The sequence below is a fragment of the Nostoc sp. 106C genome, assembly GCF_002154725.1.
Lineage (GTDB): Bacteria > Cyanobacteriota > Cyanobacteriia > Cyanobacteriales > Nostocaceae > Aulosira.
This window is the reverse complement of the sequence record NZ_MTAW01000104.1, coordinates 65,626-87,224: the sequence shown is the minus strand read 5'-3', so window position 1 is coordinate 87,224 and position 21,599 is coordinate 65,626. Positions and strand designations below refer to the sequence as shown.

The 21,599-nt window shown below is 42.9% G+C and carries 16 protein-coding genes and 1 other RNA gene; 8 read left to right on the top strand and 9 right to left on the bottom strand.

The features are described from left to right. Nucleotides 1–27 precede the first annotated feature (27 nt). From rnc to groL, 5 genes are all read right to left on the bottom strand, one after another. Nucleotides 28–747 (bottom strand): ribonuclease III, encoded by a 720-nt coding sequence (gene rnc, locus BV375_RS14035; RefSeq protein WP_086761428.1) that lies wholly within the window; start codon nucleotides 745–747, stop codon nucleotides 28–30. 163 nt (nucleotides 748–910) lie between these two features. Continuing rightward, nucleotides 911–1,369: RNase P RNA component class A (gene rnpB, locus BV375_RS14030), an RNA gene on the bottom strand. Between the two features lie 48 nt (nucleotides 1,370–1,417). Continuing rightward, complete coding sequence (locus BV375_RS14025; RefSeq protein WP_086761426.1) at nucleotides 1,418–2,128, bottom strand: hypothetical protein; 711 nt, start codon at nucleotides 2,126–2,128, stop codon at nucleotides 1,418–1,420. Between the two features lie 62 nt (nucleotides 2,129–2,190). Next, nucleotides 2,191–3,333 carry a magnesium/cobalt transporter CorA gene (gene corA, locus BV375_RS14020; protein ID WP_086761424.1) on the bottom strand — a complete coding sequence of 381 codons (1,143 nt, stop codon included), beginning with the start codon at nucleotides 3,331–3,333 and terminating at the stop codon, nucleotides 2,191–2,193. A 286-nt stretch (nucleotides 3,334–3,619) separates the two neighbouring features. Next, nucleotides 3,620–5,290, bottom strand: coding sequence for a chaperonin GroEL (gene groL / locus BV375_RS14015; RefSeq protein WP_086761422.1), 1,671 nt, complete (start codon nucleotides 5,288–5,290; stop codon nucleotides 3,620–3,622). A gap of 157 nt (nucleotides 5,291–5,447) precedes the next feature. Between groL and BV375_RS14010 the strand changes: the two genes are divergently transcribed. Both BV375_RS14010 and BV375_RS14005 read left to right on the top strand, forming a co-directional pair. After that, nucleotides 5,448–6,539 carry an MraY family glycosyltransferase gene (locus tag BV375_RS14010; protein WP_086761420.1) on the top strand — a complete coding sequence of 364 codons (1,092 nt, stop codon included), beginning with the start codon at nucleotides 5,448–5,450 and terminating at the stop codon, nucleotides 6,537–6,539. Between the two features lie 111 nt (nucleotides 6,540–6,650). Then, nucleotides 6,651–7,748, top strand: a complete 1,098-nt coding sequence (locus BV375_RS14005) for a M4 family metallopeptidase (protein WP_086761418.1) — start codon at nucleotides 6,651–6,653, stop codon at nucleotides 7,746–7,748. A gap of 70 nt (nucleotides 7,749–7,818) precedes the next feature. On the opposite strand, the gene fabG is transcribed toward BV375_RS14005, so the two are convergent. Further along, nucleotides 7,819–8,586: a 3-oxoacyl-[acyl-carrier-protein] reductase gene (fabG, locus tag BV375_RS14000; protein WP_086761416.1), complete on the bottom strand. Its 768-nt coding sequence runs from the start codon at nucleotides 8,584–8,586 to the stop codon at nucleotides 7,819–7,821. 517 nt (nucleotides 8,587–9,103) lie between these two features. Here fabG and trxA point away from each other — a divergent pair. The 5 genes from trxA (at nucleotide 9,104) to BV375_RS13975 (ending at nucleotide 15,518) form a co-directional block, all read left to right on the top strand. Then, the gene (trxA, locus tag BV375_RS13995; protein ID WP_086761414.1) at nucleotides 9,104–9,421 is read left to right on the top strand and encodes a thioredoxin; all 318 of its coding nucleotides are present in this window, start codon (nucleotides 9,104–9,106) and stop codon (nucleotides 9,419–9,421) included. A 284-nt stretch (nucleotides 9,422–9,705) separates the two neighbouring features. Beyond that, nucleotides 9,706–10,941: a sensor histidine kinase gene (locus BV375_RS13990; protein WP_086761412.1), complete on the top strand. Its 1,236-nt coding sequence runs from the start codon at nucleotides 9,706–9,708 to the stop codon at nucleotides 10,939–10,941. Nucleotides 10,942–11,330: 389 nt separating this feature from the next. Next, nucleotides 11,331–11,996 carry a response regulator transcription factor gene (locus tag BV375_RS13985; RefSeq protein WP_086761410.1) on the top strand — a complete coding sequence of 222 codons (666 nt, stop codon included), beginning with the start codon at nucleotides 11,331–11,333 and terminating at the stop codon, nucleotides 11,994–11,996. Between the two features lie 248 nt (nucleotides 11,997–12,244). Continuing rightward, nucleotides 12,245–12,613 carry a response regulator transcription factor gene (locus BV375_RS13980; protein ID WP_086761408.1) on the top strand — a complete coding sequence of 123 codons (369 nt, stop codon included), beginning with the start codon at nucleotides 12,245–12,247 and terminating at the stop codon, nucleotides 12,611–12,613. Between the two features lie 16 nt (nucleotides 12,614–12,629). Then, nucleotides 12,630–15,518 carry a GAF domain-containing protein gene (locus BV375_RS13975; protein ID WP_339376762.1) on the top strand — a complete coding sequence of 963 codons (2,889 nt, stop codon included), beginning with the start codon at nucleotides 12,630–12,632 and terminating at the stop codon, nucleotides 15,516–15,518. A gap of 77 nt (nucleotides 15,519–15,595) precedes the next feature. Here BV375_RS13975 and prmA read toward each other — a convergent pair whose 3' ends face one another. From prmA to BV375_RS13960, 3 genes are all read right to left on the bottom strand, one after another. Continuing rightward, the gene (gene prmA / locus BV375_RS13970) at nucleotides 15,596–16,516 is read right to left on the bottom strand and encodes a 50S ribosomal protein L11 methyltransferase (RefSeq protein WP_086761406.1); all 921 of its coding nucleotides are present in this window, start codon (nucleotides 16,514–16,516) and stop codon (nucleotides 15,596–15,598) included. A 98-nt stretch (nucleotides 16,517–16,614) separates the two neighbouring features. After that, nucleotides 16,615–18,195 carry a phosphoglycerate dehydrogenase gene (serA, locus tag BV375_RS13965; RefSeq protein WP_086761404.1) on the bottom strand — a complete coding sequence of 527 codons (1,581 nt, stop codon included), beginning with the start codon at nucleotides 18,193–18,195 and terminating at the stop codon, nucleotides 16,615–16,617. Between the two features lie 489 nt (nucleotides 18,196–18,684). Then, nucleotides 18,685–20,706 (bottom strand): serine/threonine-protein kinase, encoded by a 2,022-nt coding sequence (locus BV375_RS13960; protein ID WP_086761402.1) that lies wholly within the window; start codon nucleotides 20,704–20,706, stop codon nucleotides 18,685–18,687. A gap of 105 nt (nucleotides 20,707–20,811) precedes the next feature. Between BV375_RS13960 and BV375_RS13955 the strand changes: the two genes are divergently transcribed. Next, on the top strand, nucleotides 20,812–21,552 hold the full coding sequence (locus tag BV375_RS13955; protein ID WP_086761400.1) for a Uma2 family endonuclease: 741 nt from the start codon (nucleotides 20,812–20,814) through the stop codon (nucleotides 21,550–21,552). Nucleotides 21,553–21,599 lie beyond the last annotated feature (47 nt).

Sequence of the window (21,599 nt, the reverse complement as noted above, 5' to 3'; positions counted from 1 at the left end):
TATCTGCGCATACAGCGTCTGTTGAGTTCAGGGTTGTTCCGGATTACTAATAGATAAAAAAGCTACTTTGGCAGCGGCTTGTTCCGCGGCTTTAATAGAACGCCCTTTGCCTTGACCTAACTGTTTACCATGCAACCAAACTTCAGCAACAAAACGCTCTTGATTGCGGTGAGGTTGAGTAACTTCCACAACGCGATATTCAGGTAAAACTTTAAATTGCGCCTGAGTCCATTCTTGCAGAGCAGCTTTGTAGTTCAACCTAGCTGGATCGAGACGAATTTCTGCTGCTAGTTGTTTGAAATGAGGGTCTAGCCAAGAACGGATGAGATCGAGATTGTTCGTGCTGAGGTACAATGCACCAAGAACAGCTTCAAAGGCATCGGCCAGCCGAGATTCTTGACCAACTTTATCAGCAGTAGCACTGCCAGCGACTAATAAATACAGCTCTAAACCATATTCTCTGGCTAATTGAGCGAGAATGCGATCGCTCACTAAAACCGAACGAATTGCTGCAAAATCCCCCACTGGACAATCTGGATAATGTTCCCATAAAACCACAGCCGCTACTAACCGCACGACAGCATCACCGACAAACTCCAGTTGTTCATAATTTGCTGACTCAGAGACAGTAGGATGAGTCAGCGCTAAATCAAGCAGTTGCCACTGTATGGGTGCTTCTTTTAGTAGACCAAATTTTTTAACTAAACTTTCAAGCTGCCGCTGACGGCGTGGGTAAGCGAGAGACATTCAATCAGTTGGGGGACAAAAAGGACAAGGAAGACAAGGGAGACAAGGAGGCAGGGGAGCAGGGGAGCCAGCGACTCACCACGGTGCTGGCTCCCCTTGACTCTGGACTCAATAGCAATGCCCAATGCCCCATCCCCCATGCCCGATGACCAATAATTAAAAAGAGAGAGAGCAGCTCATAAGCCGGGTTCTGTTCTCTAATGTAGAGATGTTACATGTAACTTCCATACATGAGGGCGGTTATCTATCTGGGACGCCTGTTACCAGACGCCTCTAGCGGCTCTGTTTTAGCGGAACTGGTAAAAGACCAACCATAGTTCCTTTCGCCTTGCTCCCAACCGGGGTTTACCGAGCCAGCGCCTCTCGACGCTGCTGGTGCGCTCTTACCGCACCTTTGCACCCTTACCAAAACAGTCCTGAGTTCTGAGTTCTGAGTTCTGAGTTTTCTTTTCTCAGCACTCGATACTCATTGCTCAGCACTAACTTTGGCGGTATCTTTCTGTGGCACTATCCTCACGATCACTCGCACTGGACGTTATCCAGCAAGTTTGGTCTTTCGGGAGCCCGGACTTTCCTCAAACCAGTTGTTGTGACCGATCTGCAACCGCCTACGTCTACTCTCTCCCTAGATCCAGTGTAATCTTGGATGGCATTGTGTGTCTGATTTGAATTACTTCTTTTTATTCCAAGGCAGAGCGTATGTCCAAGGCAACTTCCTGATTGTAAAAGGACAATTGACAATACACATTGGCGGGATATTCACACCAGGAGCTAGACCAACACGTACCTCAGACATTCGCAGCACTAACTGTAGCGAAAATTCTAATTGCTTTGTTCTGTTAACAAAGTCGTTGTACAACTTTCTTTGCGCCTTGAGAGGACTTTTTTGCAAAGCAGTGATATTTACTAGGGGTTGTTTCGTTGAGTAAGTACCTGTGGTTGCATCACGCGCGAAAACATCTTCCGCTGTTACTGCTGCCGTCAGCGTTTTCTTGGGAGCTACAAGACTAGGACTTTGCGGCACAGCTAAGTCACGGGTCAAGTCTGGTGATTTGCGAATTACTCGGCGTGATTGCTTGTTATGTTCGACTACGATAGAGCTGTTGTCCCAGTCAACGTAGATGGCAAGATTGTCAGATTTATTTTCAATGCTAATTGACAACTCTTTCAATTCATCAAATGAATAAGAAGGGCTAAGTCTAAAAGAAATTCCTACTTGGTCTTGGAGATTTTGCTCTTTAAGTTGATCGTCAACGACTCCTTTTTGCGCCTCAAATTTAATTTTGTCATCGATCGACTCAATCATCAGATTAAAGATGTAAGAGACGCCGATGATATAAAGGGTCAAAACAAGTAAATTTTGGTCACCATTTCCTCTCATAACTTAAAATATAGACTCCCTGTACTAATTTTGTATATTCGCTTCATATTCATACCGTATATTTAATCTTGCTTCATAGTTACAGACCGTTCTAGCCAGCCCCGCCGCCAAAAAAAGAATAATAATCCGCCTGCGATCGCAGCCATGATTGCCAAGCACATCGGGTATCCCCAATACCAATTCAGTTCAGGCATATTATATGGGGATTTTTCGGTATTGAAGTTCATTCCATAGATTCCCGCTACAAAAGTTAAGGGAATAAAAATTGACGAAACTACCGTTAGTAGCTTCATGATTTCATTCATTTTGTTACTAACTGCTGACAGGTAAACATCCATCAATCCTGATGTCAGTTCGCGATAAGTTTCTACCATGTCAATTACTTGTATTGCATGGTCATAACAATCTCGCAGATAGATTCGCACTTCATCACTAATAAGTTCACCGCTATCTCGCATCAAAGAACTAATTACATCCCGTTGCGGCCAGATGGCGCGACGCAGTTGCAGTAATTCTCGCCTAATTTTATAAATCTTCTGTAGTGTTTTTTGAGTAGGTTTGACGATAACTTCCTCTTCTAAATCTTCTATTTGCTCACCGTAACGTTCTAACACAGGAAAAAAGCCATCAATAATTGCATCTAACAGAGCATAAGTTAAATAATCTGCTCCTGATTTCCGAATAATTCCCTTAGATTTTTCAATTCGCGATCGCACTGCTTCAAAACAATCATGTTCTGGTTCTTCCTGCACAGTGAGCAAATAAGTTTTACTCAATATTAAACTCACTTGTTCGCTGTAAAAACCAAACCCATTATCTTTTGGCACTACCATTCGAGCAATTATTAATAATTGCTCTTCATAGTCTTCTGTTTTAGGACGCTCTGGCACATTGACTATATCTTCTAAAACTAGAGGATGTAAATCAAAAACTTTCCCTAGTCTTTGCAATATGTCTTGATTTCCTAAACCTTGCACATCCACCCAAGTTACAGATGCCGTATCTAGATAAGGAATACATTCCTCCGGGGCTTCTATTTTTTTGCGAATGTAGTCTTGCTGGTTGTAATCAATCAAAATAATTTCAGGATATTCAGCATTTTCATCAATGAAAAGAGTTCCTGGTATAGTCCCCGGTTGGTGATAAAAGTCTTTAAGAAATGGCTGATTGACGGCTTTAGGAGTCCGACGGATTTTTTTGAGCATGTACTTTTACCTTCTTGTAAATACCCAATAACAGTCAAAACCAGATATTTTATTGTTGCTAATAACAAAATCTAGCAATTCTAAATTATTAGTAAAAATTAATAGTTTTGTAGGGTAGCAATGCCCACCCTACAAAGTAAATTTAACATCCAAAATTTTTTAACTATTCAAGCCGATATGATATCACTCCCTTACCTCTCGGTCATAAATGATAAAAAAGCAGTTTGCCTTAGCCAAGACAAACTGCTTAATAAATATTTATATGGAGAAGATGGAGAAGCAAAGATTAGAACATACCCATGCCACCCATACCACCCATACCACCCATGCCGCCCATACCACCCATGCCGCCATCAGGGGGAGCAGCAGGACCTTTCTTCTCAGGCTTCTCGACAACGAGGGCTTCAGTAGTTAAGACTAGACCGGCAATTGAAGCAGCATTCTGTAAGGCAGAACGCACAACTTTCGCAGGGTCGATAATACCAGCAGCAATTAAGTCTTCAAATTCCCCAGTAGCAGCGTTGTAACCAACGTTGATATCAGTTTCTTTGACTCTGGAAACGATCACAGAACCTTCAACACCAGCGTTGTCTGCTATTTGACGCAGAGGCGATTCCAGTGCTCGTCCGATGATATCAGCGCCAATTTGTTCTTCACTATCTTGGAGGCTGTTTTTAATCGCTTCTACCTTTACTGCCAGGTGAATCAAGGTAGTTCCACCGCCAGGAACAATACCTTCTTCTACCGCCGCTTTAGTAGCGTTCAACGCATCTTCAATTCGCAGTTTGCGGTCTTTGAGTTCGGTTTCTGTAGCTGCACCCACTTTAATCACTGCGACACCGCCAGCTAGTTTGGCAATGCGTTCTTGCAGTTTTTCTTTGTCGTAATCGGAATCTGTTTCTTCCAACTGCTTGCGAATTTGCGCAATCCGCTTTTGCACCTCTGGCTTGGTATTACTACCAGCGACAATTGTGGTGTTTTCCTTGTCGATGGTAATTTTACGAGCAGTTCCTAAGGCTTCGATAGAAGCAGTATCCAAGCTTAAGCCGATTTCTTCAGAAATTAACTGTCCATCGGTAAGAATGGCAATATCTTGCAGTAAAGCTTTACGGCGATCGCCAAATCCAGGTGCTTTGATTGCAGATACAGAAAGTACACCCCGCGCTTTATTCACGACCAAAGTCGCCAAAGCATCTCCTTCTACATCTTCCGCGATAATCAGCAAAGATTGACCCAAACGGGCAACCTTTTCCAGCACAGGCACTAAATCCTGAATGCTGCTGATTTTCTTATCGGTGATCAGGATGCGGGCATTTTCAAATTCCACCGTCTGCCGCTCGTTGTTGGTGATAAAGTAGGGGGAAATGTAACCCCGGTCAATCTGCATCCCTTCTACTACTTCTAGTTCAGTTGTCAGGGACTTAGATTCTTCAACGGTAATTACACCGTCTTTGGTGACTTTATCCATTGCTTCGGCAATCATACTGCCGACTTCTTCATCATTGCCAGCTGAAACTGTAGCAACCTGAGCGATCGCACTTCCTTCCACTGGCTTGGCTATTTTGGCTATTTCTGCCACTAGCGCCTCAACTGTCTTGTCGATTCCTCGTTTTAAACTGACTGGGTTGCTACCAGCTGCAACATTCTTTAACCCTTCTCGGATCAAAGCCTGTGCTAAAACCGTGGCGGTAGTAGTACCATCACCAGCAACATCTTTAGTTCTAGATGCCACTTCTTGGATGAGCCGCGCACCTGTATTTTCTAATGGATCTTCTAATTCAATTTCTTTGGCAACAGTGATACCATCGTTGACAATTTGGGGGGCACCAAATTTTTTTTCTAAAAGAACGTTACGACCTTTCGGTCCTAGGGTGATTTTTACGGCATCAGCAAGAGCGTTAACCCCCCGTTCTAGGGCCCGCCGTGATTCCTCATCAAATGCAATAATCTTCGCCATGTTTCATTTCTCAAGCGCTTCCATTAGACAATTTAGCACTCACAGAGCCAGAGTGCTAACTCCTAAAACTGGTCAGATGACAAATGGAAATAAAAAAATTGATTAATATACAGTTGATGCTCATGTTGAATAGTAGCAGTAATGGTTGAATTGGGAGATGAATCTATACAACTCCCTTAAGTCCCTCGGTATTGCCGACCCTAGCGGCACCGGCTGGTTGGCTGTAGTATTTACGTTTCTCTTGGCTTGGCTAGTAACATGGCGGTTAATTCCCACAGTACGCAAATTTGCTTTACGGGTAGGTTGGGCTGACCAACCAAACGCACGGCGGCTTAACCGAGAACCTTTGCCGAATGCAGGAGGTCTGGCTATCTATACGGGTGTGATTGCTGCACTTGTACTCGCTACCCTCTTACGACCAATCGAACTGCAAAACGTCTTGGCTCAAGTACTGACTATTCTTTTGGGAGGGACGATATTAGTTCTGGTTGGCTTTATTGATGACCAGTTTGGCTTACCTCCCTCGGTGCGGATGTTTACTCAGGTGCTCACAGCACTATTGCTGGTTGCTAACGGGATTAGAATTGAAATCGCTTTTGGCACACCAATCGACTATCTTCTTTCAATATCGCTGACAGTATTTTGGGTAGTAGGAATTACCAATGCCATTAACTTGATGGATGGTATGGATGGTTTAGCAGGAGGAGTGAGTTTTATTACTGCCATGAGTTTGTTGGCGGTTTCTGCCCAGATTTCATATCGTGCGGCGGCAACTCTAGTACTGGCTGCATTGGGAGGCGCAGCCCTAGGCTTTTTGCGCCATAACTTCCACCCCTCAAGGATCATTATGGGTGATGCCGGAGCTTACTTTTTCGGCTATGTGCTGGCCGCAACTAGTATTTTAGGTAAACTCCAAGTAAATACCGTATTTTCCTTAATTCCTACAGTTTTATTTTTGCTATTACCAGTGCTGGACACAACTCAAGTAATTGTGCGACGACTGATGGCGGGAAAAAACCCAATGAGTACTCCTGGCAAAGACCACCTACACCATCGCTTGCTTGCTTGGGGATTCTCCCAACGCCGTGCTGCATATACTCTTTGGTCAATTACCTTGGTTTTTAATTTGTTGGCGATGCGAACGCAGCACTTGACCTTGGTACAGATGGTAGCGACAACTATAAGTGTGATTTTCCTGATCGGCTTCACTATCTGCGGCAGAATCAGGAAAACAGAATATATTTCATGAGTAACTTTTGATGACGAAAGTTGTAAATTTTGGCTAATGTTCTTGGATCAATCAAAGTGGCGATCGCCTTTCAACTTGCGATCGCCACTTACGTAATTAAGGATAGAAGCTATGTATCGTAAAAATCAAAGCTTGGCGAAATCAAAAGGTTGTCATCCAATCAACCACATTTGTCCTATCTGTTGTGTTGTCCCACCGCATATGTTGAAAGAGATAGCCAAACGTGGCAATCCTCAACAAAGCGACTGGGCTTTTCAGAGCTTAACCCGTTCAGCAAGGATTCGCGGACAGCGCGATATCTTGAGCCTGATGCCAACAGTAAAATCAACTGGGGAGAAGCGCCGCACGATCTATGATGCTAATAAAAGTACAGAGCTTCCAGGTAAATTAGTCCGTAGTGAGGGCGATCCTCCCAGCAATGACCCAGCAGTGAATGAAGCCTATGATGCAGCTGGTGCTACTTATGACTTTTACAAGGAAGTATACAAACGAAATTCTGTTGACGATCGCGGTTTGCGTTTAGACTCGACTGTTCATTTCAGCCAGAACTATGACAACGCCTTTTGGGATGGGAACCAAATGGTCTATGGTGATGGCGATGGGCAAATTTTTACTCGCTTTACAAAGTCAATTGATGTGATTGGACATGAGCTAACTCACGGTGTCACCCAATACGAAGCTGGTTTACGCTACAAAAATGAACCAGGGGCACTCAATGAGTCTATGTCTGATGTCTTCGGTTCCCTAGTGAAACAACGCGTACTTAATCAAACAGCAGACCAAGCTGACTGGATCATCGGCTCAGATTTGTTTATGCCTGGGGTTAAAGGTGTGGGCATTCGTTCGATGAAGGCACCAGGAACCGCATATGATGATCCTGTACTGGGTAAAGACCCCCAACCAGCCCATGTAAAAGATTTATACAAGGGACTTGAAGATAACGGTGGTGTGCATATCAATTCAGGTATTCCTAACCATGCTTTTTACTTAGCAGCAGTAGAAATCGGGGGGTATGCTTGGGAAAAAGTCGGCAAAATTTGGTATATCACCTTAAGAGACAGACTACGCTCCCGGTCAAATTTTTCCAAGGCGGCACACCATACAATCTCTGTGGCTGGAGAATTATATGGTCAAGGAAGTAAAGAACAGAACGCCGTTCGTAACGCTTGGAAACAAGTGGGTGTAGAACCAGCGCTGTTTGGACTCTAATTTATCAGTGATGAATGTTAAGTGTAGAGTACTGCTCGCTCGGCACTCTATACTTAACATCCAGTTCTATCTACGCCATCACCATGCCACCATCAACATTAAACACCTGTCCGGTGATATAGGCAGCGGCAGGATCGGCAGCCAGGAAGCGCACCATGCCCGCAATTTCTTCTGGCTGACCGTAGCGACCGAGGGGGATATATTTGAGAAGTTCTTCGGTGTTGCTGAGATTGCTGGTCATGTCAGTGACGATGAAACCAGGGGCAACAGCGTTAACGGTGATCCTCCGAGAAGCCAGTTCCTTAGCTACAGTTTTGGTAAAGCCGATGACACCTGCTTTAGCAGCGCTGTAGTTTGCCTGACCAGGGTTGCCCATTTGCCCGGCGACGGAGGCAATATTAATAATCCGCCCAGAACGTTGTTTGAGCATGACTTTACTAGCAGCCCGTGTGCATAGAAAAACACCAGTAAGATTGAGGTCAATAACTGCCTGCCAATCTTCTGGCTTCATCCGCAAAAGTAATGTGTCGCGAGTAATACCTGCATTGTTAACTAAGATATCGATACGTTTAAATTTGTCAATTACAGCGTTGAATAAGGAGTCTACTTGATCGCCTTTAGAAACATCAGCTTGCAGGGCAATAGCTTGACCACCTGCTGTTGTAATTTCCGTCACTAAGCTGTCAGCCGCAGCACTAGAACTAGCATAATTCACAACTACATTGGCTCCGTAGCTAGCTAATTCAAGCGCGATCGCTCTGCCAATTCCCCGGGAAGCGCCTGTGATAATTGCAACTTGACCGCGCAATTTTTGTAAATTCTCATTCAAGAGTTCCATGAAATCTTTTTTGAATCACCGCGCTAATGATCTTATGGTGATTTGTACCTTCTATCGCGGTTTGGGTATGGATTCGTAGATTTATACTTGAAGACACCTAAAGATCGTTCTAGTTTATCGCTGGCTACTGACAACTAATACGAAATCCCCCCGAATAAAATTTGAGGATAAGTGAACTGCATTCGATAGCTATAATTAATTTATTTCTCAGAAATTAGATAGTTAATCACAGATATCTTGATTAATTAGGTGATTCAAGGAGCTTTAAATATAGGAAAGTGTGATTCAATTAAGAATAACTAAATCAATGTTAAGTATAATTGCAATTTAAAAATTTAAAGTATTACTACATTTCTATAAAATAATCGAGTTTTGGAAACTCTAATTTTTAGTGAATTGCCGAATTTTGATTCCTAGGACAGCTAATTCTAGCTTGATAAAAACAAAATGATGTTACACCGTTTTTCTAAGGCACGCATTACTATTGAAATCAAACAAGAGAAAATCGGTGTGTCATATGGCTACTAAAAAACAATTCAACAGCTTTGAAGAGATGTTGTCTGGTTCTGATGTACCTGTGTTGGTAGATTTTTATGCTGAGTGGTGTGGCCCTTGCCAGATGATGGTGCCAATTCTAGAGCAGGTCAATGCGCAACTTAAAGATCGGTTACGTATTGTTAAAATCGATACGGAGAAATACACAGAGTTAGCAAGTCAGTATCAGATTTACGCCCTACCAACTTTAGTACTGTTTAAACAAGGTCAACCAGTAGATCGGATTGAGGGGGTCATGCAAGCACAGCAGTTAGTGCAACATCTTCAAGGCATAATCTAGAATTGTTTTGCATAGAGGCGCAAACTTTCGCGCCTCTATTAGCAAGAATAATTTGTAAAAATTAATTAAGATTCTATCTATAAAACTTCCATTGCTGCATACAAACTGTCTTGAAGTTGGCTAAAAATTGATTTACTTATACTGATTTCATCAATGATTGCGTGTCATGAATTAACTTGAAGGGCTGGGAAACTGCACTCCTACAATGCATCTGTCCCATTCTTTTTTAAATTGGTATTACTTCCCTATTTAAGATCTCAGCTTGTTGTTCAATCAAGCCCAATATGTCTGAATTTTGGAATAATCTGTTTAGTTTAGGCCCATTTATCCCCCACGGTCACTGCTATCTCTGGAAGCCAGGGTTAGTATGGCTGCATGTCATGTCTGACTCGCTGATTGCCTTAGCATATTACTCAATCCCAATCACTTTGGTTTATTTTGTGCGCCAGCGGCAAGATTTGCCCTTTGATTGGATCTTTTTGATGTTTGGCGCTTTCATTGTTGCTTGTGGGACTACCCATGTAATGGAAGTTTGGACGCTGTGGTATCCAACTTATTGGCTTTCAGGGTTGCTCAAAGCTATAACGGCATTGGTGTCAGTATACACAGCAATGGCATTAGTACCACTGATACCCAAAGCGATCGCCCTACCCAGCCCAGCGCAGTTGGAAGCCAATAACCAAGAACTACGACAACAAATTACCCAGCGCCAGCAGGCAGAAAATGCTCTGCAATCAGTAAACGAAGAGTTGGAAACAAGGGTAAAGAACCGGACTTTAGAACTGGCTCAGATCAATGAAGAATTGAAAGCTGAAATCGCAGAGCGCAAGCGAGCACAGGAAATACAGCTAAAAACCCAAGAACGATTGCAAACCCTATCTGGCAAGTTAATTGAGGCACAGGAAGTAGAAAGACGTCGCCTAGCCCATGAATTACATGATGAAATTGGTCAAGCATTGACAGCAGTAAAAATTAATTTGCAAACCTTACAACATTCATCCAATATAAATAAGACAGAATTACCATTACAGGAAAGTATTGACATAGTTGAAGTTTCTCTGCAACAAGTACGTAGCCTGTCCCTTGATTTACGACCCTCCTTATTGGACGATTTGGGATTAGTTGTAGCATTGCGGTGGTATATAGATCGCCAAACTCAACGCGCTGGCATCATTGGGGAATTTGTGAGCAAGCCTTTAAAAACCAAGCTATCGCCAAACTTAGAAACGACCTGCTTTCGTATTGTTCAAGAAGCCTTAACGAATATCGTGCGCCATGCCAAAGCACAACGAGTAACTGTTGAATTATGGCAACAGGAAACTCAGCTGCACCTAATAATTCGCGATGATGGGATTGGGTTTGATGTATATGCAGCGCGGGAAAAAGCTACTAAAGGAGGAAGTTTAGGTTTGCTAGGAATGGAGGAGCGTGTTTTGCTGATTGGTGGTCAAATCAAGATGAAATCCGTGCATCAACACGGCACTGAAATTCATGCTATTTTACCCCTTTCTGAAAATTAAGCTGAATTTACTTGATTTTTTCAGGGGAAAACAAGGGAGAATATGAAAATAATGCCATCTTACAAAACTGGCATAAGAAGAAAGGTTGAGTAGCTAGTAGTTAATGTTATTCATTGTGATGATGGTTATTTAGTCGGCGCTTAAGCGATTTTTTAAGCATTAAACTGCTCACTAAAATGATTCAAAATTAATCACACATACCACTAGTTAATAAGCCAGTTTTTATGGAGTAACTCCTCCTGCCCTATTTTTTAATTCTCAGAGCAAACCCTAAATATCCCACAAATAGCTTTATTCCCAATAATGACTTCATACCTTTTTGTATGAAGCTTGTTATTCATGCATGGCTTGCTCAAGTCACAAACAGCTAGTTTCAGATCCTCAGCTAAATGACCGCAGCCCCAAAATTGATTCGTATTTTATTAGCAGACAATCATACGCTTGTCCGTGCTGGATTGCGTGCGCTCCTACAAAATATCGAGGGTATACAAGTAATTGCAGAAGCAGGTGATGGGCGTGAGGCTCTGCGCTTGATTGCAGAATATCAACCTGATGTAGTCTTGATGGACATTGCCATGCCAGAAATGAATGGCTTAGAAGCTGCGGCACATGTGGTTAAAGAATTTCCCCAGGTCCGGGTAATTATGCTTTCTATGCACGCGAATGAGGAATACGTATTACAAGCATTGCGTATAGGAGCAATGGGTTATTTACTGAAGGACGCTGGTATCAGTGAACTAGAAGTGGCAATCAGAGCCATTTGTCAGGGTGAAACCTATTTAAGTCCAGCAGTTTCTAAGCACGTTGTTGCTAATTACTTACAACGGGTGAGTGATGAGTCTAGTTCTTTAACACAATTAACATCACGGCAGCGCGAAATTTTGCAGTTGATTGCAGAAGGGAGAAGCACAAAAGAAATTGCTGAACTACTATATATCAGTGTGAAAACAGTAGAAACTCACCGGATGCAACTGATGAAGCGGCTAGACATTCATGATGTGGCTGGTTTAGTACGCTATGCCATTCGCATGGGGTTAGTGATTTCAGATAGCTAGTATAGGAAGGCTTTCTTGTCCTGCTTCCTTCCTTTCTCTGCTCCTCTGCTCGACTAATCACGACTCAGGAATATCTCAGGATTTTTCTGTTGGGATCTCAGGGTTTTCCTGATTTAGTTATCCTGGGAGGTAGCGTAATGTATGAATCAGGTAGAGCAAAGATCAGAAGATTTTGCTCAAAGTCAAATACAATATGTAGCTTGATTTACCAGTATTACTAGTTTTCTGGACACCTAGCAATCAACATTATGCCTCCTCTGCGCATTCTTTTAGTAGATGACAGCCTTGCTTTTCTTGAATCCGCCGCCCGCTTTTTGGCTATGGATAGGCAACTCGAAATTGTTGGGCGTGTTCTCTCAGGACAAGAAGCAGTTGAACAGGTGCCACAATTGAGTCCGGATCTGGTATTGATGGATTTGGCTATGCCGGGAATGAACGGTCTGGAAGCAACACGTCAGATTAAAGAGTGCTCAAGTGCGCCATATGTTGTCGTTTTAACACTAAATGATGGCAGTGAATATCGCACTGCTGCTTCTGCTGTAGGTGCAGATGGATTTGTTACTAAATCAGAAATTGGTACAGCGTTACTGCCTTTAATTCACTCCCTATGTATTTAGGGAGAGCCAAATAAAAATGATTAAAACTATAGTTAATTATCCAGCAAAACTGGCACTAACTACTACTGAATACAAGCCGATTGAGAACGTAATGCTGCCAGAATCAAACGGAAATAAACCTGTTGTTGCTATAGAGCGAAGTACGGAGCAAATTAAGGCAGAAATTAAAGCAAAATTTGGTTTTGTTCCACCTTTTTTTGAACCAGCAGAACAGACTCCACAAGTGCTGGAAAATTTATGGCAGCAGACACTTTCTGCCTATGTGAACAATCCACTGCCAGATCTATTTAAAGAAAAACTTTCCGCTTACCTTTCCCGCTTCTGTGCCGTTCCTTACTGCATGATCTGTCACAGTTGCAGTCTACGTCCCCTAGGGATGAGTGCCGGGCAAGTTTTAGAGTTACTCCAATCTCCTTTTCCATCAGTAATAGATATTGATGAACACCTCAGCATACTAGCAGCGAACTCTCGTTCCTTAGCTGTCTGGCCAGAATCAAATTCGGCGTTAGAAACAAGTCTCCTCTACTGTGCAATATTTATTGCCGTTGCATCAGAGCAAGCTGAGCATTTTCGTCAGGAGCTGCGCCGGATTCTGGGGTCTGTAAACTACAACCATCTCACTATATTTATTGCTTATGTGAAGTCTTGCCTTGTATGGATGGAATCTCACCCAGAAGTGTCTTATGAAGCAGATCTGCGAGCGATCGCTCATTTGGCTCCCTTACTGGAAGAGGAACCTGCTTTGGCTGAGTTCTTCCATCACTATCGAGAGAGAGTGAGGCTAGAATCCCAGAATCGAGCAGCACAACTGGCTGAACTAACCGCACGTCAGCATCAAGAAGAAGTTAGGCAAAAGCAAGCTGAACGAGAGCGTCTGGTGGGACAGATAGCGCAACATATCCACCAGTCTCTTGACTTAAGAGAAATTCTCAGTACCACAGTGTCGGAAGTCCGGCAGTTTCTTCAAACTGAGCGGGTATTTATTTACCGCTTTTGGGAGGATTGGAGCGGCTCTGTGGTAGTAGAATCAGTAGCTTCAGGCTGGTCACCTATTTTAGGAACAACAATCAAAGACTCCTTTTTTATAGAAGCTGCTTGCCGCAAACTATATCAACAAGGTCGCACCCAAGCGGTGGCAGATATTTACACAGCTGGTTTTTCTCAATGTCATGTTGATTTCTTGGCTCGACTTGAAGTTAGGGCCAACTTAGTCATACCAATTGTGCAAGGGGAAAAGTTATGGGGATTGTTGGTGGCTAACCACTGTTCCGAACCGCGACAGTGGCAGCAATTGGAAATTGATTTGCTCAAGCAGTTAGCAACGCAATTGGCGATCGCGATTCAGCAATCGGAACTGTATCAGCAGATCCAAACCGAACTCATCGAGCGCCAAAAGTCAGAACAGAAAATTCGAGAACAAGCTGCCTTGCTTGATGTCGCCACTGATGCAATTGTCGTCCAATCTTTAAACAACCACATCCGATTCTGGAATAAAAGTGCCGAGCGTTTGTACGGTTGGAAGGCAGCTGAGGTTATAAATCGAAATGCACATCAGCTAATTTTTCAGGAAACTTCGCTGCAACTGCAACAAGCCCAGCAGTCTGTAATTGAGTCTGGCTCTTGGCAAGGTGAGTTATCTCAAGTTACCAAAAACGGTAAGGAAATCGTTGTCTCTAGTCGCTGGACTTTGATAGTCAATTTTCAAGGACAGCCGCAATCAATCCTGATTGTCAACACCGACATTACAGACAAAAAACAACTAGAAGCGCAATTTCTCCAGGCCCAGCGTTTAGAGAGCATCGGGACTCTTGCGGGTGGTATTTCCCATGATCTCAATAATGTATTGACGCCAATTATTACGTCAGCGCAACTTTTACTGAAGACGCAACTTAGCGTCGAGAAGCAACAGCGGTTGTTGAGCATAATTGAAACCAGCGCTAAACGTGGCGCAGCTTTGGTCAAACAAGTTCTGTCGTTTGCTCGTGGTGTAGAAGGTAAACATACAATTTTAGAACTCAAGCACTTGCTATTAGAAATTCAGCATGTTGTTAAAGAGACATTTCCCAAATCGATTGAAGTTGAATTCGATATGTCGCCAGAGGTTTGTGCTGTTTCTGGAGATATTACCCAACTGCATCAGGTTTTAATGAATTTAGTAGTCAACGCTCGTGATGCCATGCCCAATGGTGGAATTTTGAGTCTCCGTGCAGAAAATATTTTCATTGATGAAAATTATGCCCGGATGAATCTTGACGCTACTGTTGGTTCTTACAGTGTGATTACTGTTGCAGATACGGGAATCGGCATGAAATCGGAAGTTTTGTTGCGAATCTTTGAGCCTTTTTTCACAACCAAAGAGCAAGGTAAAGGTACAGGGCTGGGGCTGTCAACAGTCATAGGAATTATCAAAAGTCATGGTGGTTTTGTGACTGTAGAGAGTGCAGTTGGCAAAGGAACCAAATTTCGCGTATTTTTACCAACAGTGTTGGCAAGCCCAGCATCACCATCTTTAAATCAAGAACTGCTACAAGGACATGGAGAATTAATTCTTGTTGTGGATGATGAAGCTCCTATCCGAGAAATTACTAAAACATCACTAGAAAAATCTAATTACAGAGTACTTACAGCCAGTGATGGACTTGAAGCGATCGCTGTATATTTACAGCATAAAGATGAAATCAGTGCTGTGTTGATGGATATGATGATGCCAGAAATGGATGGGCTAACTACCATCCGGGTATTGAAGCAAATTAATCCGCGGGTTTTGATGATTGCCGCCAGCGGGCTTACTGATAGCTCTCAGTATAATTCTGCTGTGGGCACAGATGTTCAAGCATTTTTGCCTAAGCCCTATACGTTACAGGACTTACTAAACAAATTACACACGCTACTGAAGGCGAAATAAAGTTTTTTAACCTACCCATCACTCATTACTCAGAACTGTAAAAGCCTCTTGTGGGCAGTCTTTTAACTCAGCACTCTTCATGAACGCCGGACATTTAAACAACACCACTCTTTCTTTTTCCACAAAGTAGCAATCACCCAGCCATGCTGTTCTAAGGCATCAGCTACGGCTTTAGATTGCTCAAGTAAAATTCCACTGAAGATTGCCCAAGTTGTCAGTTTGGCGATCGCACTAATTTCTGGAACCAACTCGATAATCACATCAGCCAAAATATTGCAGACAATACCATCTACTGGTTGTTCAATCAGTTTCTGCAATATGTCTACACTTCCCTCTGCTGGTACTAAGCGGTCTGGACAAATGTCGTTGAGTGCGCGATTGCTAAAGGTCGATTGCACTGCTAAAGGGTCAGTATCTACAGCATAGACTTTCTCTGCTCCTAATAGCACCGCTCCGATTGAAAGAATACCAGAACCACAGCCAATATCCGCAATTACCACATGATCATTTTTAGGAGATAAATTAGCAAGAGCTTTTGGGAATTCACTCATTCGCATTTCTAGTGATTCCAAACACAACTGAGTTGTAGCATGATTACCCGTACCAAATGCTACCCCTGGATCTAAGCGAATCACTAGGCGTTCTGATGTTTCTGGTAATGGTAGCCACGCCGGATTGATCAAAAAGCGATCGCCTATTTTCTCGGGTTGCCAATATTGCTTCCAGCTAGTAGCCCAATCTTCTTCATTAATTAACTCCCAGTGTAAAGCCGGAGCAGCTAATCCCACACACAGAGCATCTTGGCGTAGCCACAGCGACAGCGCGGCTAAATCTAATAGCTGTGCTTGAAATTCTGGTAAATAAGCCCGTACTAAAGAGGAATTTCCTTTACCTTCAATAGCTGTACCACGACAGCCAAAATTTTCCAGACGCCAAAAGATTGAATCTTCTAGGTCTGGTTCGCATAAAATTTGTAGTTCCCACCAGGTTTTTGCCATCTTTTAAGTGCTGAGCGCTGAGTGCTGAGTCTGAGAGTTAATAAGTTTGAGAGATTTCAAAGTTAGTCCTAACTTGTTTTCACTCAGCACTCAGCACTTTATAGTGTTACTGTATACGCGTCCCGAATTCCAGGCACCTTGGTAATCTCAGCCAAAATGCCTTCAGGTAATGGATCATCGATGCTGAGAGCCATGACTGCATCACCACGGACAATTTTCCGGCCTACCTGCATACTGGCAATATTTACATTAAAACTGCCAAGTAAGGAACCGAGTTTGCCAATAATACCTGGCATATCGCGGTGCAGGGTGAATAACATATATTTGCTGGGGGGGACATTAATGGGGAAACCGTCAACATCAGTTAGATGAATTTCCTTCTCGCCTAACAAAGCACCAGTCACAGAATGAGTCCCTAAAGTACCTGTGGCTTCTAAATGCAAGGAACCTGCATAGTCACGTACAGAAGCATCCCTGGTTTCAATTACTCTAATTCCCCGTTCTTTAGCTTCTATGCTGGCATTGACGTAATTTACCCGTTCCCGCAGTGCTTGGTAAAGCAGTCCTTTAAGGGAGGCTACCACCAACGGCTGACTCTTATTAGTTGCCAGTTCACCTTGCAATCTCACATTGAGTAATTCTACTCGCCCGCCTGCCAGCTGTCCTACTAGGTTGCCCAAAGTTTCTGCCAGTTGCATATAGGGTTTAAGTTCTTCCAAGACATCAGGGCCGAGTCCGGGAATATTCACGGCGGAACGTGCTGGTAAGCCTAACAGTACATCGCGAATTTGCTCGGCAACGTCTATCGCCACATTTACTTGCGCTTCCGCAGTCGATGCTCCTAAGTGGGGCGTGAGGATAATTTCTTTACCTAGCGATCGCAAATCAGATTCGGCTAGAGGTTCTGACTCGAATACATCTAATGCAGCACCAGCTATTGTACCTTCTTTGATGGCCACCGCTAAAGCTGCTTCATCAATGATGCCACCACGAGCGCAGTTAATAATGCGAGCAGTAGGTTTCATCTTTGCCAGGGTTTTGGCATTGATTAAGTGGGTAGTTTCTGAGGTTTTGGGGATGTGTAAGGTGATATAGTCTGCTTGCTGGATCAGCAAATCTAAATCCACTAGCTGACAGCCAATTTGTTCGGCTCGTTCTGTAGAGATGAAGGGATCGAAAGCTAGCAGTTTCATTCCCATCGCCTTAGCAACAGCGGCTACATGGGAGCCAATTTTACCCAACCCGACAATACCGATAGTTTTTTTGTAAACTTCAGCGCCGACAAAAGTTTTGCGATCCCACACACCACTTTTCACCGATACATTAGCATCAGGGATGTGACGAGATAAAGATAACATCATGGCGATCGCATGTTCGGCAGCCGCGATTGTGTTACCCTCAGGAGAATTAACTACTACAATTCCGTGGCGCGTGGCGGCGGGAACATCCACATTATCCACACCCACGCCAGCACGACCGATAATTTTTAACTGCGTGCCAGCTTCAATAATTTCTTGGGTGACGCGCGTACCAGAACGTATCATTAACGCGTCATACTCACCAATAATTTCTACCAGTTCTGCTGGTTTTAAACCTGTTTTGACATCAACAGTAGCAACTTGCGAGAGAATGTCAATTCCAGCCTGGTCAATAGGATCGGAGACAAGAACCTTGGACATGATTACTTTATTTAAAGCTACAGGTTTTGCTGCACAAGACTTTTAAGTGTAGTCCTTATCCGTTGCAATTCAGCAAAATTGTTTGTTTTAATATCAACTTATCTTTAAACTGACACCTGATACTGAGGGTATGCATCAGTTACAGGGGGGTATGGTGCTGCCTCCTAATGTTTGAAGATTGATGGCTGTTTGCGCCACCTCTGGGTAAATATAAACCATGAATCGGGGCCAGCAATAGATATTTATCAATAGTTAAGAGTTACTGAGATTTCTCAGAGTATGAGTAGATGTTGGGTAATATTCACTTCCTGTTTACTTAAGCAACGCGGCGATCGCTACCAGTGAATTTCCCAGAATATATCTTGTCTTATTTGATTCTTGCAGTGATTCCTAAATTTAGTACATCTATCATGAGATAGATTTATAAAGATAAGAGAGTGCGCTCGCTCTAGTTTAGAGAAGCGTGCCCTGAAACTAAATCCCAAATTTTTATGGCACTCGCCAAATTTTAATTGTCTTGTCCTTACTTCCACTTACTAAAGTCTGTGCATCGGGGCTAATTGCTACGGTATAAACTAAATCACTATGCCCAGTCAGAGTAGTTTTTAGGGCACCAGTTTGTAAGTTCCAAATTTTAATAGTATTATCCCAACTTCCACTCGCTAAAGTCTGTCCATCTGGACTTATTGCTAAAGAACTAACTGCATAGCGGTGTTCGGTGAGGGTATTTTTTAGAGCGCCAGTTTGTAAATCCCAAATTTTGATTGTCCTATCGTAGCTTCCACTTGCTAAAGTCTTGCCGTCTGGGCTAATCGCTACAGCAAAAATTACATCTTGATGTCCAGTAAGAGTATTTTTCAATTCTCCAGTTTGCAGATTCCAAATCTTGATAGTGCTGTCTGCACCCCCACTCGCCAGAGTTTGTCCATCTGAGCTAATAGCAACAGTCATCACTGATTTACTATGTCCAGTGAGGGTATGTTTCAAATCTCCAGTTTGGAGATTCCAAATCTTAATTTTCTTGTCTGTACCACCAGTTACTAGAGTTTCTCCATTGGGACTAATCACAACAGAATTAACCCAATCTTGAATTCTAGGAAGAGTCGCTTTCAAAGTACCTGTTGGCAGATTCCAAATCTTGATAGTGCCGTCTTTGCTACTACTAACCACAGTCTTACCATCACGGCTAATGGCAACAGAACTAACTACATCAGAATGCAAGCTAAGAGTAGTTTTCAAAGCACCAGTTTGCAGATTCCAAATTTTAATGCTTTTGTCTGCACTGCCACTTACTAAAGTTTGTCCATCAGCACTAATTGCTAAGGAATCAATCCAGTCGGTATGAGCAGTCAAGCTATTAACTAATGCAAGTTTTTCATAAGCAACTGTTTTAGTTGAAAGAGGTTTGCTAATATGCCAAACTCCATATCCTCCCAAACTCAATAGCAAGATAGCACCACCCAATAGTAATGGTATATTTGACTTGTATTTCTGTTTGGGTAAGTCTACTGATGCTGATGGTGGAGGTTGGTAGTTTACTGTCGGTGGTACATCAGGTAATGACGGTGATGCTGGCCGAGGATAAGCTACTGTAGCAGGCATTTCTGAAGGCGATCGCAAATCTTTGATATCTTGTAAAACTGCCTCTGCTGACTGATAACGTTCCTGATAGTTTGGTTGTAGCAACTTATCTAATATGATCGCCAATTTTTGACTGACTGGTTGCTGTAAATGCTGTCGCCAATTAGTAACCCAGCCATACCCTTGTTGCTTCCACAATTCCCAAGGGGTAATATCAGTCAGCAGATGAAAGCAAGTAGCGCCCAAACTGTATAAATCACTAGCTGGATATGCTTGTCCATCTTGCATCTGTTCTAGAGGAGCATAACCAAAAGAGCCAATGGTTGTTCCTTTTTGAGTAATTACCGTCTCACTTAACTGTTTAGATGCACCAAAATCGATGAGAATTATATCCTCTTTTGTTGCTTGTAAGGATTTACGACGGAGAATATTCTGGGGCTTGATATCTCTGTGAATTACTCTCTGTTGGTGAACAGTTTTGAGAATATTTAATAGATCAAGCAATAATTGCTGTATCTTTTGCTCACTAAAAGTACCCTGGTGTTGTAATTCATCTAATAAATTCTCCCCATCAATAAACTGCTGCACTAAATACAAACGATGATCTTGCTCAAAGTATGCAAATAGCGTGGGGATTTGTGGATGTTCTCCTAAATGTTGCAGTCGCCTGGCTTCTTGCTCAAATAATTCCGTTGCTTTTTGTAGTGCGCCAGTTCCCTGTATCTGAGGTGCAAATTGCTTAATGACACATAGTTCATTAAACTTTTCAACGTCTTCAGCCAAGTAGGTTTTGCCAAATCCTCCACTACCTAATACCCGGATGGGACGATAGTGTCGCAATACGATTAGGGAAACTCCACAGTGAGAGCAAAACTGTGTTCCATCAGGATTGGAGGGATTCTCGCAAGAAGAGTTGAGGCAACATATCATACAGGTATATCTATCGGCAGATAGAGTAATTATCGCCTAGTGATTGGTTGCTGTCAGTAACCCGATAAATCGCTATAATTCTGGTGAGTTTTGGGAAAATCAACCATGTTAGAGTACAACCTGCCGAGGTATTTGCCCTCTGCCGAAGAACTACCAGACTCTGACGACGCACCTGTGGATAATGAACTGCAAGAATTAATACCAGGCTTGCTCAAGGCAATACTGCTGATACTTTGGGCAGAACGCATGGACTGGTTTTTTGGGGTAGATATGGGTATTTACTATCATCCTGATGAACCGCCAATTGTGCCCGATGGATTTTTGAGTTTAGGCGTAGAGCGTTTTTATGATGAAGAGTTACGTCCCAGTTATGTGTTGTGGGATGAAAATGTTGTACCTATTTTAGCGCTAGAGGTAGTTTCCCAAAATTATCGTAAAGAATACACGACTAAATTAGATCAATATGCAGAATTAGGCGTACTTTACTACGTAATTTATTCTTCTCGCCGTCGTCGCAAACCTCGCCTAGAAGTGCATAAGTTAGTTAATGGGCAATATCAATTGCAACTAGGAAACCCAGTTTGGCTACCAGAAATTGGCTTAGGAATTGGGTGCGAAAGGGGAAATTATTCTGGTGTTACAAGGGAATGGCTGTATTGGTACAACGAGGAAGGTAAGCGTTATCCTACGCCAAAAGAACAAATTCAACAAGAAGCACAACGCGCTCAACAAGAAACACAACGCGCTCAACAAGCAGAACAACGTGCTCAACAAGCAGAACAACGCGCTCAACAACTAGCAGAGCAATTAAGAGCGTTGGGAATAGATCCTGATAATCTTGGTTAAATCTTTCCAGAAACACATTCTATAGAGTTTTCAGATTTATTTATATA

Bases quoted from the DNA above. Each gene is read 5' to 3' on its own strand.
- BV375_RS13960 (WP_086761402.1), bottom strand. From the start codon at position 20,706: ATGATATGTTGCCTCAACTCTTCTTGCGAGAATCCCTCCAATCCTGAT.
- BV375_RS13985 (WP_086761410.1), top strand. From the start codon at position 11,331: ATGACCGCAGCCCCAAAATTGATTCGTATTTTATTAGCAGACAATCAT.
- BV375_RS14005 (WP_086761418.1), top strand. From the start codon at position 6,651: ATGTATCGTAAAAATCAAAGCTTGGCGAAATCAAAAGGTTGTCATCCA.
- BV375_RS13975 (WP_339376762.1), top strand. From the start codon at position 12,630: ATGATTAAAACTATAGTTAATTATCCAGCAAAACTGGCACTAACTACT.
- rnc (WP_086761428.1), bottom strand. From the start codon at position 747: ATGTCTCTCGCTTACCCACGCCGTCAGCGGCAGCTTGAAAGTTTAGTT.
- prmA (WP_086761406.1), bottom strand. From the start codon at position 16,516: ATGGCAAAAACCTGGTGGGAACTACAAATTTTATGCGAACCAGACCTA.
- serA (WP_086761404.1), bottom strand. From the start codon at position 18,195: ATGTCCAAGGTTCTTGTCTCCGATCCTATTGACCAGGCTGGAATTGAC.
- BV375_RS14010 (WP_086761420.1), top strand. From the start codon at position 5,448: ATGAATCTATACAACTCCCTTAAGTCCCTCGGTATTGCCGACCCTAGC.
- BV375_RS13990 (WP_086761412.1), top strand. From the start codon at position 9,706: ATGTCTGAATTTTGGAATAATCTGTTTAGTTTAGGCCCATTTATCCCC.
- BV375_RS13955 (WP_086761400.1), top strand. From the start codon at position 20,812: ATGTTAGAGTACAACCTGCCGAGGTATTTGCCCTCTGCCGAAGAACTA.
- BV375_RS14025 (WP_086761426.1), bottom strand. From the start codon at position 2,128: ATGAGAGGAAATGGTGACCAAAATTTACTTGTTTTGACCCTTTATATC.
- trxA (WP_086761414.1), top strand. From the start codon at position 9,104: ATGGCTACTAAAAAACAATTCAACAGCTTTGAAGAGATGTTGTCTGGT.
- groL (WP_086761422.1), bottom strand. From the start codon at position 5,290: ATGGCGAAGATTATTGCATTTGATGAGGAATCACGGCGGGCCCTAGAA.
- BV375_RS13980 (WP_086761408.1), top strand. From the start codon at position 12,245: ATGCCTCCTCTGCGCATTCTTTTAGTAGATGACAGCCTTGCTTTTCTT.
- corA (WP_086761424.1), bottom strand. From the start codon at position 3,333: ATGCTCAAAAAAATCCGTCGGACTCCTAAAGCCGTCAATCAGCCATTT.
- fabG (WP_086761416.1), bottom strand. From the start codon at position 8,586: ATGGAACTCTTGAATGAGAATTTACAAAAATTGCGCGGTCAAGTTGCA.